Source organism: Nocardioides endophyticus (assembly GCF_039543845.1).
GTDB lineage: Bacteria > Actinomycetota > Actinomycetes > Propionibacteriales > Nocardioidaceae > Nocardioides > Nocardioides endophyticus.
Map to the genome: position 1 here is coordinate 421,025 of NZ_BAABKN010000014.1, position 13,102 is coordinate 434,126.

At 71.1% G+C, this 13,102-nt stretch carries 11 protein-coding genes; 4 read left to right on the forward strand and 7 right to left on the reverse strand.

The features are described from left to right. Positions 1-56 precede the first annotated feature (56 nt). Positions 57-437, reverse strand: coding sequence for a DoxX family protein (locus ABEA33_RS12300; RefSeq protein WP_345527067.1), 381 nt, complete (start codon positions 435-437; stop codon positions 57-59). Positions 438-458: 21 nt separating this feature from the next. Beyond that, positions 459-1,673: an ROK family protein gene (locus ABEA33_RS12305; protein ID WP_345527068.1), complete on the reverse strand. Its 1,215-nt coding sequence runs from the start codon at positions 1,671-1,673 to the stop codon at positions 459-461. Positions 1,674-1,761: 88 nt separating this feature from the next. Here ABEA33_RS12305 and zwf point away from each other — a divergent pair, with 88 nt between their 5' ends. Genes zwf through eda form a run of 3 tightly spaced genes read left to right on the forward strand, consistent with a single transcriptional unit; the run spans position 1,762 to position 5,736 of the window. Then, the gene (gene zwf, locus ABEA33_RS12310) at positions 1,762-3,258 is read left to right on the forward strand and encodes a glucose-6-phosphate dehydrogenase (RefSeq protein WP_345527069.1); all 1,497 of its coding nucleotides are present in this window, start codon (positions 1,762-1,764) and stop codon (positions 3,256-3,258) included. After that, on the forward strand, positions 3,255-5,126 hold the full coding sequence (gene edd, locus ABEA33_RS12315) for a phosphogluconate dehydratase (RefSeq protein WP_345527070.1): 1,872 nt from the start codon (positions 3,255-3,257) through the stop codon (positions 5,124-5,126). Before zwf ends, edd begins: the two co-directional genes overlap by 4 nt. Beyond that, positions 5,110-5,736: a bifunctional 4-hydroxy-2-oxoglutarate aldolase/2-dehydro-3-deoxy-phosphogluconate aldolase gene (gene eda, locus ABEA33_RS12320; RefSeq protein ID WP_345527071.1), complete on the forward strand. Its 627-nt coding sequence runs from the start codon at positions 5,110-5,112 to the stop codon at positions 5,734-5,736. Before edd ends, eda begins: the two co-directional genes overlap by 17 nt. 22 nt (positions 5,737-5,758) lie before the next feature. Here the strand turns inward: eda and gad are convergent, their stop codons facing one another. After that, complete coding sequence (gene gad / locus ABEA33_RS12325) at positions 5,759-7,138, reverse strand: glutamate decarboxylase (protein WP_345527072.1); 1,380 nt, start codon at positions 7,136-7,138, stop codon at positions 5,759-5,761. Between the two features lie 48 nt (positions 7,139-7,186). Continuing rightward, complete coding sequence (locus tag ABEA33_RS12330; protein WP_345527073.1) at positions 7,187-8,089, reverse strand: hypothetical protein; 903 nt, start codon at positions 8,087-8,089, stop codon at positions 7,187-7,189. A 35-nt stretch (positions 8,090-8,124) separates the two neighbouring features. Here ABEA33_RS12330 and ABEA33_RS12335 point away from each other — a divergent pair, with 35 nt between their 5' ends. Further along, positions 8,125-8,973: an alpha/beta fold hydrolase gene (locus tag ABEA33_RS12335; protein WP_345527074.1), complete on the forward strand. Its 849-nt coding sequence runs from the start codon at positions 8,125-8,127 to the stop codon at positions 8,971-8,973. Between the two features lie 4 nt (positions 8,974-8,977). On the opposite strand, the gene ABEA33_RS12340 is transcribed toward ABEA33_RS12335, so the two are convergent. From ABEA33_RS12340 to ABEA33_RS12350, 3 genes are all read right to left on the reverse strand, one after another. After that, positions 8,978-9,553, reverse strand: a complete 576-nt coding sequence (locus ABEA33_RS12340) for a DNA-3-methyladenine glycosylase I (RefSeq protein ID WP_345527075.1) — start codon at positions 9,551-9,553, stop codon at positions 8,978-8,980. Positions 9,554-9,633: 80 nt separating this feature from the next. Further along, entirely contained in the window at positions 9,634-10,605 is a 972-nt protein-coding gene (locus ABEA33_RS12345) for a pirin family protein (protein WP_345527076.1), read from the reverse strand. A gap of 19 nt (positions 10,606-10,624) precedes the next feature. Then, a complete protein-coding gene (locus ABEA33_RS12350) occupies positions 10,625-12,991 on the reverse strand; it encodes an FdhF/YdeP family oxidoreductase (RefSeq protein ID WP_345527077.1) in 2,367 nt (788 codons plus the stop codon). Between the last annotated feature and the right edge of the window lie 111 nt (positions 12,992-13,102).

The following is a 13,102-nucleotide window of genomic DNA, read 5'->3' on the forward strand; positions in this document are numbered from 1 at the left end:
CGTGTCGGCAGTTTTCCCCGGGCAGCCGGGGAAACCGGCCATCGAACCCCAGGCGCTCAGAACGCCTCAGGGCCGAATCGCCAGTAGGCGAGCACCACGCACATGACGATCAGGGCGATGGTGCGCACCGCATCGGGGAGGAACTCGCGGCGGCGTACGTGCACGACGAGCGCACCTGCGGTCAGCAGGGTCAGGCAGGTGGCCGCGACGGGCGTCACGATCCCGAACCCGACGAGGGGCGGGACCACCAGGCCCACCGCGCCGAGCACCTCCGTCCAGCCCAGGGCGCGCAGTTGGGGCTCGGAGTAGTCCTCGGCCCAGGTCAGCCCCTCCGCGATGATCTCGTCGCGGGACCGGGTGAGCTTGAGGACACCGGTGCCGAGGAAGAGCGCGGCCAGGAAGCCTGCGAGGATCCAGAGCCAGGTGTTCGCATCCACGCCCCAGGCCCTATGACCTCGCTAGACGGACAGCGCCGCCAGCCGGGCGTCGACGGCGACGGGGGCGAGCACGTGGTCCAGCGCGAGCGCCGCACAGCCGACCAGGCCGGCCTGGTCGCCGTGGGTCGCCGGCAGGAACTGCAGGTCGCGCGTGGCCAACGGGGCCGCGAGCGCGTAGACGCTCTCCCGGATGCCCGCGACGTGGAAGTCGAAGGCCGAGGCCATGTCACCGCCGATCACGATGGCGGCCGGGTTCAGCAGGTTGATGGCGATCGCCAGCACCTCGCCCAGCTCACGACCGCTGTCGCGCAGCAGCCCACGGGCCGTGGGGTCGCCCTGCAGGGCGAGCGCGACCAGGTCGCGCAGGTGGCCGACCTCGTGGCCGGCCTCACGGGCTCGGGCCACGAGCGCCCAGCCACCGGCGAGCGTCTCGAGGCAGCCGGTGGCACCGCACCGGCACTGCAGGCCGGCGGCGGCGTCGACCTTGGTGTGGCCGATCTCGCCCGCGGCACCGAGGTGCCCGCTGAGCACCCGGCCGTCCGCGATGATGCCCAGGCCGAGACCGGTGGAGGCCTTGACGACCAGCACGTCGTCGAGAGCGGCGGAGCGGCCCAGCAGCTCGGAGCGGGCGAGCACGTCGGCGTCGTTGCCGACGAAGAGCGGTGCGCGGGTCACGTCGTCGAGGTACGGCGCCAGCTCGACGCCGTCCCAGCCGGACATCACCGGGGAGCCGATGCTGAGGCCCCGCTGGGAGTCGAGGGTGCCGGGCAGGCTCAGGCCGACGCCCAGCACCGGCGGTTCGACCCCGGTCAGCAGGGTGGCGAGCCGGTCGGCGATCTGCGGCATCAGCTCGTTCGGTCCGACCCCGACCTCGTGGTCACGGGAGTCGGACGCAATCTCCTCGCCGTCGAGGTCCATCACCGCGAGCTGGCTGCGGGAGCGGCCGATCGCGACGGCGACGACGACGCCGGCGTGCTGGTTGAAGACGAGTGCGCCGGGTGGCCGGCCGCCGGTCGAGGCGAGCTCCTCGCCGAGCAGGAGCAGGCCGGCCGAGGTCAGCGAGCTGACTCGGGTCGTGATGGCCGTACGGGACAGCCCGGTGAGAGCGCGCAGCTGCGAGCGGGTGCTGGCCCGGCCGCTGCGGATCAGGTCGAGCAGCTCGCCGGCGGTCGCCGGCGCGGCACTCTCGCGAGCTTCGGTCCGCTGCCCGGCGGCGCGGGTCGGGGTCTGCGTCACGGGCGAGAGCATAACGTCCCTTACTTTGATCGTGGAAAAGCGTTAGTTGTGCTTGCATCGGACCGATGTTGTTCCTACCGTGGACGTCATGGATCCGAATCCCAGCCCGAACGTGCTGCCGACCGCGTGCGACTTCACGGTCTTCGGCGGGACCGGTGACCTCGCACTCCGCAAGCTGCTGCCGGCGCTCTATCACCGCGATCTCGAGGGCCAACTGCCCGCCGACTACCGGATCCTCGGCGTCTCCCGCTCCGACCTCGACGACGCCGGCTGGCGCGCGGAGGTCCGCGAGGCGCTGACGATCCACGTCGACGCCTCCGATCTGTACGACGGCGCGGTCGACCGGTTCCTCGCCCGCCTCTTCCACCTGAACCTCGACGCCCAATCTCCCGAGGACTGGGACCGCTTCCACGCGCTGCTGAAGGATCGGCCGCACCCGGAGGAGGCGGTCCGGGTGTTCTACCTCGCCGTCTCCCCCAAGCTCTTCGGCTCGATCTGCCAGCGCCTCGACGAGATCGGCGTCGTCGACGAGCACGCCCGCGTCGTCCTCGAGAAGCCGATCGGCCACGACCTGGCCTCCGCGCGCGAGGTCAACGACGCCGTCGGCCGGGTCTTCGCGGAGTCGCAGATCTTCCGGATCGACCACTACCTCGGCAAGGAGAGCGTGCAGAACCTGCTCGTCACGCGCTTCGCCAACACCTTCCTCGAGCCACTCTGGAACTCGCGCTGGGTCGACCACGTCGAGATCACCGTGTCCGAGACCGTCGGGGTCGGTGGCCGGGGCGAGTACTACGACCACGCGGGCGCGCTGCGCGACATGGTGCAGAACCACCTGCTGCAGCTGCTCTGCCTGGTGGCCATGGAGCCGCCGACGTACGTCGGTCGCGAGACCGTGCGCGACGAGAAGGTCAAGGTGCTCCAGGCCCTGCGACCGATGGGCCCGGCCGAGGTGGACTCCGACACGGTCCGCGGCCGCTACGAAGCCGGTCTCGTCGACGGCGTCGCCGTGCCGTCGTACGCCGAGGACCTGGGCCACGGCGGGTCGCGCACCGAGACCTTCGTGGCCCTCAAGACCGAGGTGCAGAACTGGCGATGGGCCGGGGTGCCGTTCTACCTGCGCACCGGCAAGAGGATGGATCGACGGGCGTCCGAGATCGTGGTGGTCTTCAAGGAGCCGCCGCACTCGATGTTCCCGGGGGCCGAGGGCGTCACCGCGCCGAACCGGCTGCACATCCTGGTCCAGCCCGACGAGGGCATGCGCCTGCACCTCACCGCCAAGGAGCCCGGGCCCGGGGGCTACCGCCTCCGGCCGGTCTCCTTGGACCTCAGCTACGCCACGGCGTTCGACGCTCGGTTGCCCGACGCCTACGAGCGCCTGCTGATGGACGTCATCAAGGGCAACCCGACGCTCTTCATGCGCCGCGACGAGGTCGAGGCCGCCTGGACCTGGACCGAGCCGATCCTGCACCGCTGGGCCGCGACGCCCGAGCGGCCGAAGAAGTACCCGGCCGGCACCGCCGGACCGACCGCCGCCGCGATGCTCCTGGAGCGGGACGGCCGTACCTGGCAGGAGCCCGACCAATGACTCCCCTCCACCCCACCCTCGCGGCGGTCACGGACCGCATCGTCGAGCGCAGCGCCGAAGGGCGCGCCGAGTACGTCCGCCGGATCGACGCCGCCGGCCAGGTCGGTCCGGCCCGCGGCCGGCTCGCGTGCGCCAACCTGGCCCACGGCTTCGCAGCCTCCGAGCCCACCGAGAAGCAGGCGCTGCGCGGTCGCACGAAGCCCAACATCGCCATCGTGTCGTCGTACAACGACATGCTCTCCGCGCACCAGCCCTACCGCGACTACCCGGAGGCACTGAAGAAGGCCGTCATCCGCGGCGGCGGCATCGCCCAGTTCGCGGGTGGCGTGCCCGCCATGTGCGACGGGATCACCCAGGGCCGCGACGGCATGCAGCTCTCGCTCTACAGCCGCGACGTGATCGCGATGTCGGCCGCGATCGCTCTCTCTCACGACATGTTCGACGGCGCGCTGATGCTCGGCGTCTGCGACAAGATCACGCCCGGCCTGCTGATCGGCGCGCTGTCCTTCGGCCACCTCCCGACCGTCTTCGTGCCCGCCGGCCCGATGACCTCGGGGCTGCCGAACTCCGAGAAGGCACGCGTGCGCCAGCTGTACGCCGAGGGCAAGGTCGGCCGCGACGAGCTGCTCGAGGCCGAGGCGGCGTCGTACCACTCCGCCGGCACGTGCACCTTCTACGGCACCGCGAACTCCAACCAGCTGCTGATGGAGGTGCTCGGCCTGCACCTGCCCGGCTCGTCGTTCGTGAACCCCGGGACCCCGCTGCGCGAGGCGCTGACGCGCGCCGCCGGTCTCCGGGTCACGGCGCTGACGCCGCAGGGGGGAGAGCCCACGCCGATCGGCAAGATCGTCGACGAGAAGGCGATCGTCAACGCGTGCGTGGCGCTGCTCGCCAGCGGCGGCTCGACCAACCACACCATGCACCTGGTCGCCATCGCCCGGGCCGCGGGCATCGCGCTCACGTGGGACGACCTGTCGGACCTGTCGGCCGTCGTGCCGCTGCTGAGCCGGATGTACCCGAACGGCGAGGCCGACGTGAACCACTTCCACGCCGCGGGCGGGATCGCGTTCATGGTGCGCACGCTGCTGGCCGCCGGCCTGCTCCACGACGACGTGGAGACCGTCGCCGGTCACGGGCTCTGGCGCTACACGCAGGAGCCGGTGCTGCGCGGCGACAGCCTCACCTGGGAGGAGGGGCCGACGCAGTCCCTCGACCACGCGGTGCTGCGTCCGGCCGACGCGCCCTTCTCCCCCGATGGCGGCCTGCGGATGCTGGACGGACCGCTCGGGCGCGCGGTGATCAAGACCTCGGCGGTGAAGCCGGAGCACCGACTGGTGACCGCCGCCGCGGTGGTGTTCGACGACCAGCACGACTTCCTGGAGGCGTTCGGCCACGGGCAGCTCGACGGTCGCGACTTCGTCGCGGTGATCCGCTACCAGGGCCCGGCGGCCAACGGCATGCCCGAGCTGCACAAGCTGACCCCCGCCCTCGGCGTACTCCAGGACCGTGGGCAGAAGGTCGCGATCGTCACCGACGGCCGGATGTCCGGCGCGTCCGGCAAGGTCCCGGCCGCCATCCACGTCACCCCCGAGGCCGCCCTCGGCGGTCCGCTCTCGCGGATCCAGGACGGCGACGTCATCACCGTCGACGCCGACGGCGGCCTGCTCGGCCTGCACGTCGACCACGAGACCTTCGCGCGCCGGCCGATCACGGGTCGAGCGCCGCAGGGGTCGGGCGCCATCGCAGGGACCGGCCGTGAGCTGTTCGCTGCCTTCCGCGCCACCGTCGGGTCCGCCGACACCGGCGCCAGTGTCTTCCCGGCCGTCACCGCGCCGGGCCAGGAGGTCCGCCATGCCCAGACTGTCTGACTCCGTGCTCGACGTCGTCCCGGTGATGCCGGTCGTCGTGCTCGACGACCTGGCCCATGCCGTCCCGGTGGCCCGCGCGCTGGTCGCAGGTGGGCTGCCGGTGATCGAGCTGACGCTGCGTACGCCGGTGGCGCTCGACGCCATCCGGGCGATCGCGTCCGAGGTGCCCGAGATCCTGGTCGGCGCTGGCACCATCACCACGCCCGCGCACGCCAAGGAGGCGCTGGACGCCGGCGCGCAGTTCCTGGTCTCCCCCGGCACCACCCGGTCGCTGCTGCACGCGATGCAGGACACCGGGCTGCCGTTCCTCCCCGGCACCTCCACCGTGTCCGAGGTGCTGGCCGCCCGCGAGGCCGGCTGCACGGAGATGAAGTTCTTCCCGGCCGAGGCGTCGGGAGGCACGGCATACCTCAAGGCGGTCGCGTCCCCGGTCCCGGCAGCCCGCTTCTGCCCGACCGGCGGGATCACGCTCGCCTCGGCGCCGTCGTACCTCGCGCTCTCGAACGTCGGCTGCGTCGGCGGCTCCTGGATCACGCCCGCCGACGCGCTCGCCGCTGGCGACTGGGACCGGGTGACGCGCCTCGCGGCCGAGGCCGCCGCTCTGCGCTGACTCAGCTGGACAGAGCCGGGCCTCAGTAGCCGGAGCCCTGCTTGACCTGCTCGCGCTCGACCTGGGCGGCCCCGCCCTTCTGGTCGAGGGTCTGGCAGGCGTCCTCGATGTCCTGGGTGAGCCGGTCGACCTGCTCGCGGCTCATCGTCTCCTTGACCAGCGCGCGCAGGATCTTCACGTCCTGCGCGTCGGGCGGGAGCGTGTACGCCGGCACCATCCAGCCACGCTCGGCCGACAGCTGCCAGGCGACGTCCGACTCGTCGTACGACACGTCGTGGTCCGCCTTGAGCCGGAAGGCCACGAGAGGCAGCTGCTCCTGGTCGTCGCCGATCACCTCGAAGCGTCCGCTCGCGCGGAGGTTGTCGGCGAGTGCCTTGGCGTTCTGCTGCATCTGCCGCATCACGTACGTGTAGCCCTCGCGGCCCAGCCGGACGAACATGTAGTACTGCGCCAGCACCATCGAGGCGCCGGTCGAGAAGTTCAGCGTGAAGGTCGCGTCGGTCTTGCCGAGGTAGTTCTCGTAGAAGACGAGGTCCTCGGCGAGGTCGCTCTTCTCCCGGAAGACCAGCCACCCGATGCCGGGGTAGACCAGCCCGTACTTGTGGCCGGAGACGTTGATCGAGCGGACCTGCTCGAGCCGGAAGTCCCAGGCCGAGTCCGGGTAGAGGAACGGCCAGACGAACCCCCCACTGGCCCCGTCGACGTGCATCGGGATGTCGAGGCCACCGTCGGCCTTGAGCGCGACCAGCAGGTCGTTGATCCCCCGGATGTCGTCCATGTGCCCGGTGAAGGTCGTCCCGAGCACGCCCACGACGCCGATGGTGTTCTCGTCGAGGTGGGGGCGGACGTCGTCCGGGCCGATCGTGTACTTGTTCTCCGCCAGCGGCACGATCCGCGGTTCGACGTCGAAGTAGCGGCAGAACTTCTCCCAGACGACGTGCACGTCGCCACCGAAGACGAGGTTCGGCTGGTCGAGAGACTTCCCGGCCGCCGTGCGCCGCTCCCTCCACTTCCACTTCAGGGACAGCGCGCCCAGCATGATCGCCTCCGACGAGCCCTGGGTGCGGCAGCCGGTCGTCTCGCCGGGCGCGTTGAAGAGGTCTGCGAGCATCCGTACGCAGCGCTGCTCGATCTCGGCGGAGATCGGGTACTCCGCGTGGTCGATGAAGTTGCGGTGCAGGTTCTCGGCGATGATCCGCTGCGCCTCCGGCTCCATCCACGTCGTCACGAAGGTGGCCAGGTTGCGTTGGGGGTCACCCTCCATCGCCAGGTCCTCGGCGACCAGCCGCAAGGAGTCGAGGGGCGTCATACCACTGTCCGGGAAGTGCGTGGACGGAGCGGCCTCGGTGAGGAACCGGTTGCCGAAGAGTGCGGTGGCCCGGTCGTCGGCGGTAGTCGTCATCTCCCGAGACAAGCACCGCCGATGCCGGGTGTCATCACCCCTTTTGGACTAGTCCGGCCCTGCTGCGGGTCGCTCGAACAGCTGCAGCACCCCGCCGATCGCGAAGCAGACCGCGCCTGCGAACGTCCCCCAGTTGACCAGGCCCAGGTCCAGCGCAGCGCTGGTGGCCGGGCGGGTGAAGGCGGCGATCCCGGCCAGGAAGAAGAGGATCGAGCCGACCTGGTTGATCCCGACGATCCACCAGCCGAGGTCGTCGACGACTCGCCAGATGCGACCGTGACCGACCTCCACGAGCGCGAGGTGCCCGGAGACCAGGAAGCACACGCAGCCGACGATGTCGGGCACCCAGATCCAGGTGTCGCTCTGACGAGCGGTCAGGTCCTCTGCGAAGGCCGCCACCAGGCTGACCCCGAAGAAGAGGGTTCCCGCGAACAGCACGGCAGCGCTGAGCCAGCCGATCTGCCGCGGTTCGAAGCTGAGCCATCGCCAGGTCGCCGAGCTCAGCGCGCCGTCGTCCTCGATGTCGGTGGGCGTATTCGCTGCCTGCAGCACCGACACGTAGCCGCCGATGCTGAAGAACACGCCGCCCACGAGATAGACCATGTCGACGTCCCACAGCGACCCGACGCCGAGCTGTGCCAGCAGCGCACCGATCGCGAAGAGCGACCCACCGAGGGTGAACGCCGTCGCAGCCACCAGGTTGGCGCGGGCCAGACGGCGCGCGGTCGTCGGCGTCGCATCGACGAAGCCGACGGCGGACCCCGCGTGGTCGAGCAGCTCCACCCGGCCCCGACGCCGCGCCAGTCGCGACGCCCACCGCACGCGTCCGCCGTCGGGGGTCTCCCAGGTCGCTCGAGTCGCGAACCAGGCGGTGCGCTCGACCCGGTGCAGGACCCAGCGCGCGGGGTGGGTGCGCGGCACGCCCGCCGATGTCTGGACCTGTTCGGCCATGGCTCCGACTCTAGGGTGTCGCCATGCTGCCTCGCGTGCACGAAATCAGCCTGCCGACGCACCAGGTCGGGGTCCTGGAGTGGGGACCGCCAGACGGGCGCCTCGTCGTCGCGCTGCACGGCTTCCCCGACACCGCGTGGACCTGGCGGCACGTGGCCCCGCTGCTCGCCGACTCCGGGCTGCGGGTCGCGGCGCCGTTCCTGCGCGGGTACGCCCCGTCGGAGATCCCGGCCGACCGCGACTACTCGGTGCGGGCGCTGGCCGCGGACGCCGTGGCGCTGCACACGGTGCTCGGCGGCGGGCCGGACGCCGTGCTACTCGGCCACGACTGGGGCGCGATCACGACGAATGCCGTCGTCGGAGACCCGGCCTCGCCGTACGGCCGGCACGTCTCGCTGGCGGTCGCGCCGTTCGCGGCGATGAACCCGACCCGAGCGACGCTCGGCTCCTGGCTCTCGGCGATGGTGCGACAGCCCTTCCACTCCTGGTACATCGCTGCCAACCAGGTGCCCGGCCTGTCCGAGCGCAACTTCGACAAGCTGGCCGCGCGGCTGTGGCGGTCGTGGTCGCCGGGGTACGACGCGCGCGAGGACCTCGAGCTGCTGCGGGCCGCCGTACCCGATCTCGAGCACGCGCGGGCGGTCGTGTCGTACTACCGGGCGATGCTCGGCAGCGGCATCGAGCCGGCGCTCGCGGAGCCCGTGGCACCGTTGCTGTACCTCCACGGCGACCAGGACGGCGCGCTGGACCCGCGGTTCTTCCCGGTCGTCGAGCAGTGGATGCCGGCGAGCTCGCGGGCCGCGCTCGTGGCCGGCGCCGGGCACTTCCTGCAGCTCGAGCGGCCTGCCGAGGTGGCCGCGGAGATCCTGCAGTTCGTCAGCTGAGCCGTCAGCCGAGACCGCGGCGGTGGCAGCCGACCAGGTGCGGGTCGAAGATGCCGATCGCCTCCATCAGCGCATACATCGTGGTCGGCCCGACGAACGCGAAGCCGCGCTTCTTGAGCTCCTTCGAGAGCCGCTTGGAGTCGTCCGACATGGTCGCCATCTCGTCGGTGTCCGACCACGCCGGAGGCTCTGCAGGGGCGAACGACAGCACGAACGCCTCCAACCCCTCCTGGTCCCGCAGGCCCACGGTTGCGCGGGCGTTGGTGATCGCCGCCTCGATCTTGAGCCGGTTGCGCACGATCCGCGGCTCCTGCATCAGCCGCTCCACGTCGCCCTGGTCGAACTCCGCGATCGCCTCCGCGTCGAACCCGTGGAACACCTCGCGGAACGCGTCGCGCTTGTTGAGGATCGTGGACCAGGACAGCCCGGACTGGAACGCCTCCAACGTGAGGCGCTCGAGGTACGACGCCTCCCCGTGGACGCGCCGGCCCCACTCCTCGTCGTGGTAGTCGCGCATCACGCCCGCGCCACCCGCCCACGGGCAGCGCGCCACCCCGTCCTCGCCGATCAGCGGTCCCATGCGGACATCTTGTCCGACGCCGCCGACAAGGTGGTTGAGGTGTGAGGCCGCCAGGCCCGAACCTCGCAACCACCCGGATGCTAGCGGCGCTCCTTGAGCCGTGCGTTCGGGAGGGGCGGGGCGGGGATGGGCGGCCGCTCGTCGCCGACCGGGACGCCGAACCACCCGTCGGCGAGCCGACCGTCGACGATCTGGTCCTGCCACTCGGCGCGCCAGGCGACGACCTCCTCGTGGGTGCGGGCCACGATGTTCCACCACATCACGATCGCCTCGCCGAACGGCGGGCCGCCGAGGAGCAGCAGCCGCACCGGCTCGTCGTACGACGTGAGCGTCAGCGTCGAGGAGCCGGGTGGGACGTAGGCGAGGTCGTTCCGCTTCGCCTCGGCACCGGCGACCGACAGCACGCCGGCGTCGACGAGGACGCCGTGCTCGAAGGTCGGATCGACGTCGAGCACCAGGTCTGCGCCGGGCGACAGCAGGATCTCGGCGCCCAGCAGCGGCGTGTACGTCGAGACCGGCGAGGTGTCGCCGAGCAACGAGCCGAGGAACACCCGCGCCTCGTAACCCGGACCCGTCACCGGCGCCGGCGCGTGGTGGGCGAACCCGGGGTCGACGAACCGGGCCGAGTCCGGCAGCGCCACCCAGAGCTGCGCGCCGTGGAGCGTCGTGGTCGTCGGCGGCGAGACCTCGGAGTGGCTGATGCCGCGGCCGGCGGTCATCAGGTTGACCTCGCCGGGACGCACCATCGCGTGGTGGCCGGCGCTGTCACGGTGCTCGACCTCGCCGGTGAACAGCCAGCTGACGGTCTGCAGTCCCGTGTGCGGGTGCGGCGGGACGACCATGCCGCCGCTGTCAGCGACCTCGTCGGGGCCGTAGTGGTCGACGAAGCACCACGCGCCGATGAGGGAGCGCTCGCGCTGCGGCAGGGTGCGGCGGACTCGCATCGCCCGCGGCCCCCCGAGCGGGACGTCGCGCGGCGTCATGATCTCGATGCCCGACGCCGGCGCCGTGTGGCAGTCGAGCTCGGCCGGCTTGTCCTCGAGATTGCTCACGAGACCATTGTGACGCGACTCAGCCGAGATGCTCCGGTTGGACGGTCCGCTTGGCGTCGCCGGCGGTGACGGACCCGGCGTCGCTCGCCACAGCGAGCCCCTGGTCGGTGCCCGGGGACTCGAGCCGCACGATCACCGACTTCGACGTCGGGCAGTTGCTGCCGATGGCCACGGACCCCAGCGGGATCAGGGGATTGGTCTCCGGGTAGTACGCCGCGGCGCAGCCTCTCGGCTGGTCGTACGGCACCACCCGGAAGTCGGGCGCTCGGCGCTCGGAGCCGTCGGACCACTCGCTGACGAGGTCGACGACCGAACCGTCCGACAGGCCGAGCGCAGCGATGTCGTCGGGGTGCACGAAGACCACCCGGCGCCCGTTCTTGATGCCGCGGTAGCGGTCGTCGAGGCCGTAGATCGTGGTGTTGAACTGGTCGTGCGAGCGCAGCGTCTGCAACAGCAGCCGACCCTCCGGGACGTGCAGCACGTCGGTCGGGCTCGCCGTGAAGACCGCCTTCCCAACCTCGGTGTCGAAGGTCCGCGAGTCCCGCGGCGGGTGCGGCAGCACGAACCCGCCGGGCCGGCTCACCTTCTCGTCGTACGCCGCACAGCCCGGCACCACCTTGGCGATCCGGTGCCGGATCTCCGTGTAGTCGGAGCGGAACTCGTCCCACGGGATGCCGTGCCGGTCACCGAGGGTGGCGATCGCGAGCGAGCAGATGATGTCGACCTCGGACTTCAGGTACGGCGACGCCGGCTTGAGCGGGCCGTGCGAGGCGTGCACGGCCGACATCGAGTCCTCTACCGTCACTCGCTGGAGCCGGCCGCCGGTGAGGTCGCGCTCGCTGCGGCCCATCGCCGGCAGGATCAGCGCCTCGCGTCCGGTGACGACGTGTGAGCGGTTGAGCTTGGTGGAGACATGGACGGTCAGGTCGGCGTTGCGCATCGCCTGCTCGGTGACCTCGGTGTCGGGCGCGGCCGACACGAAGTTGCCGCCCATCCCGATGAAGACCTTGGCCTTGCCGTCGCGCAGCGCCTCGATGGACTTCACGGTGTCGAGGCCGTGCTCGCGCGGCGGGTCGAAGCCGAACTCCTGCTGCAGCGCGTCGAGGAAGTGCTCGGGCGCGCGCTCCCAGATCCCCATCGTCCGGTCGCCCTGGACGTTGGAGTGGCCGCGCACCGGGCAGAGGCCGGCGCCGGGCTTGCCGATGTTGCCCTGGAGCAGGACGACGTTGACTATCTCCTTGACCGTCGCGACGGCGTTGCGGTGCTGGGTGATGCCCATCGCCCAGCAGACGACGGTCGCGTCGGACTCCTGGAACATCCGGGCAGCCGCCACGATCTCGGACCGCTCGAGACCCGTCGCGCGCCGTACGGCGTCCCAGTCGAGCTTGCGCACGTGCGCCGCCCACTCCTCGAACCCGTGGGTGTACTCGGCGATGAAGTCGTGGTCGACCGCGTCCCACTCCAACAGCAGCGAGCCGATGGCCTGGAAGAGGGCAAGATCGCCGTTGATCCGGACCGGCAGGTGCAGATCGGAGAGCGCGGTGCCATGGCCGGCGAGGCCACGCACCTTCTGGGGGTTCTTGAAGCGGACCAGCCCGGCCTCGCGCAACGGGTTGATCGAGATGATCTTCGCGCCACGTTGCTTGGCGATCTCGAGGGCGCTCAGCATCCGCGGGTGGTTGGTGCCGGGGTTCTGCCCCGCGACCACGATCAGCTTCGCGTCGTGGATGTCCTCGAGGCTCACAGAGCCCTTGCCGATGCCGATCGTCTCGGCGAGGCCGACCCCGCTCGACTCATGGCACATGTTCGAGCAGTCCGGCAGATTGTTGGTGCCATAGGCACGGGCGAAGAGCTGGTAGGCGAAGGCTGCCTCGTTGGACACCTTCCCGGACGTGTAGAAGACCGCCTCGTCGGGCGACGCGAGACCGTTGAGCAGCCCGCCCATCAGCTCGAAGGCCTGGTCCCAGGCGATCGGCTCATAGTGGGTCGACCCGGCGCGGAGCACCATCGGCTCGGTGATCCGGCCCTGCTGACCCAGCCAGTAGTCGGTCTTGTCGCGCAGGTCGTCGATCGAGTGCTCGACGAAGAAGCTGCGGTCGACCCGGCGCAGCGTCGCCTCCTCGGTGACCGCCTTGGCGCCGTTCTCGCAGAACTCCGCGGTGTGCCGGTGGCTCGGGTCCGGGTCGGGCCACGCACAGCCCTGGCAGTCGAACCCATCGGCCTGGTTCAGCCGCAGCAGCGTCTGCGCCGTACGACGTACGCCCATCTGCTCCACCGCGAGCTTCATCGCGATGGCTACCGCCGGCACGCCCGCTGCCGACTCCTTGGGCGCCTCGACCTCGAGTCGGTGCCCGTCGACGTCGTGCTGTGGTGCTCGCCTGGTCATGCTCCCATCCTGCCGCGTAGCCCATGGCGTCGCAGTACCCCCCCGGGCCGGGCGCGGCTGCGCCAGTCTCAATAGCGCCTGTCGGCCCTGTCGTCGGGCAGCCGCAACCCG

Coding starts and splice junctions, on each gene's coding strand:
- zwf (WP_345527069.1), top strand. CDS start 1,762: ATGGATCCGAATCCCAGCCCGAACGTGCTGCCGACCGCGTGCGACTTC.
- ABEA33_RS12350 (WP_345527077.1), bottom strand. CDS start 12,991: ATGACCAGGCGAGCACCACAGCACGACGTCGACGGGCACCGACTCGAG.
- ABEA33_RS12340 (WP_345527075.1), bottom strand. CDS start 9,553: ATGGGACCGCTGATCGGCGAGGACGGGGTGGCGCGCTGCCCGTGGGCG.
- gad (WP_345527072.1), bottom strand. CDS start 7,138: ATGACGACTACCGCCGACGACCGGGCCACCGCACTCTTCGGCAACCGG.
- ABEA33_RS12330 (WP_345527073.1), bottom strand. CDS start 8,089: ATGGCCGAACAGGTCCAGACATCGGCGGGCGTGCCGCGCACCCACCCC.
- eda (WP_345527071.1), top strand. CDS start 5,110: ATGCCCAGACTGTCTGACTCCGTGCTCGACGTCGTCCCGGTGATGCCG.
- edd (WP_345527070.1), top strand. CDS start 3,255: ATGACTCCCCTCCACCCCACCCTCGCGGCGGTCACGGACCGCATCGTC.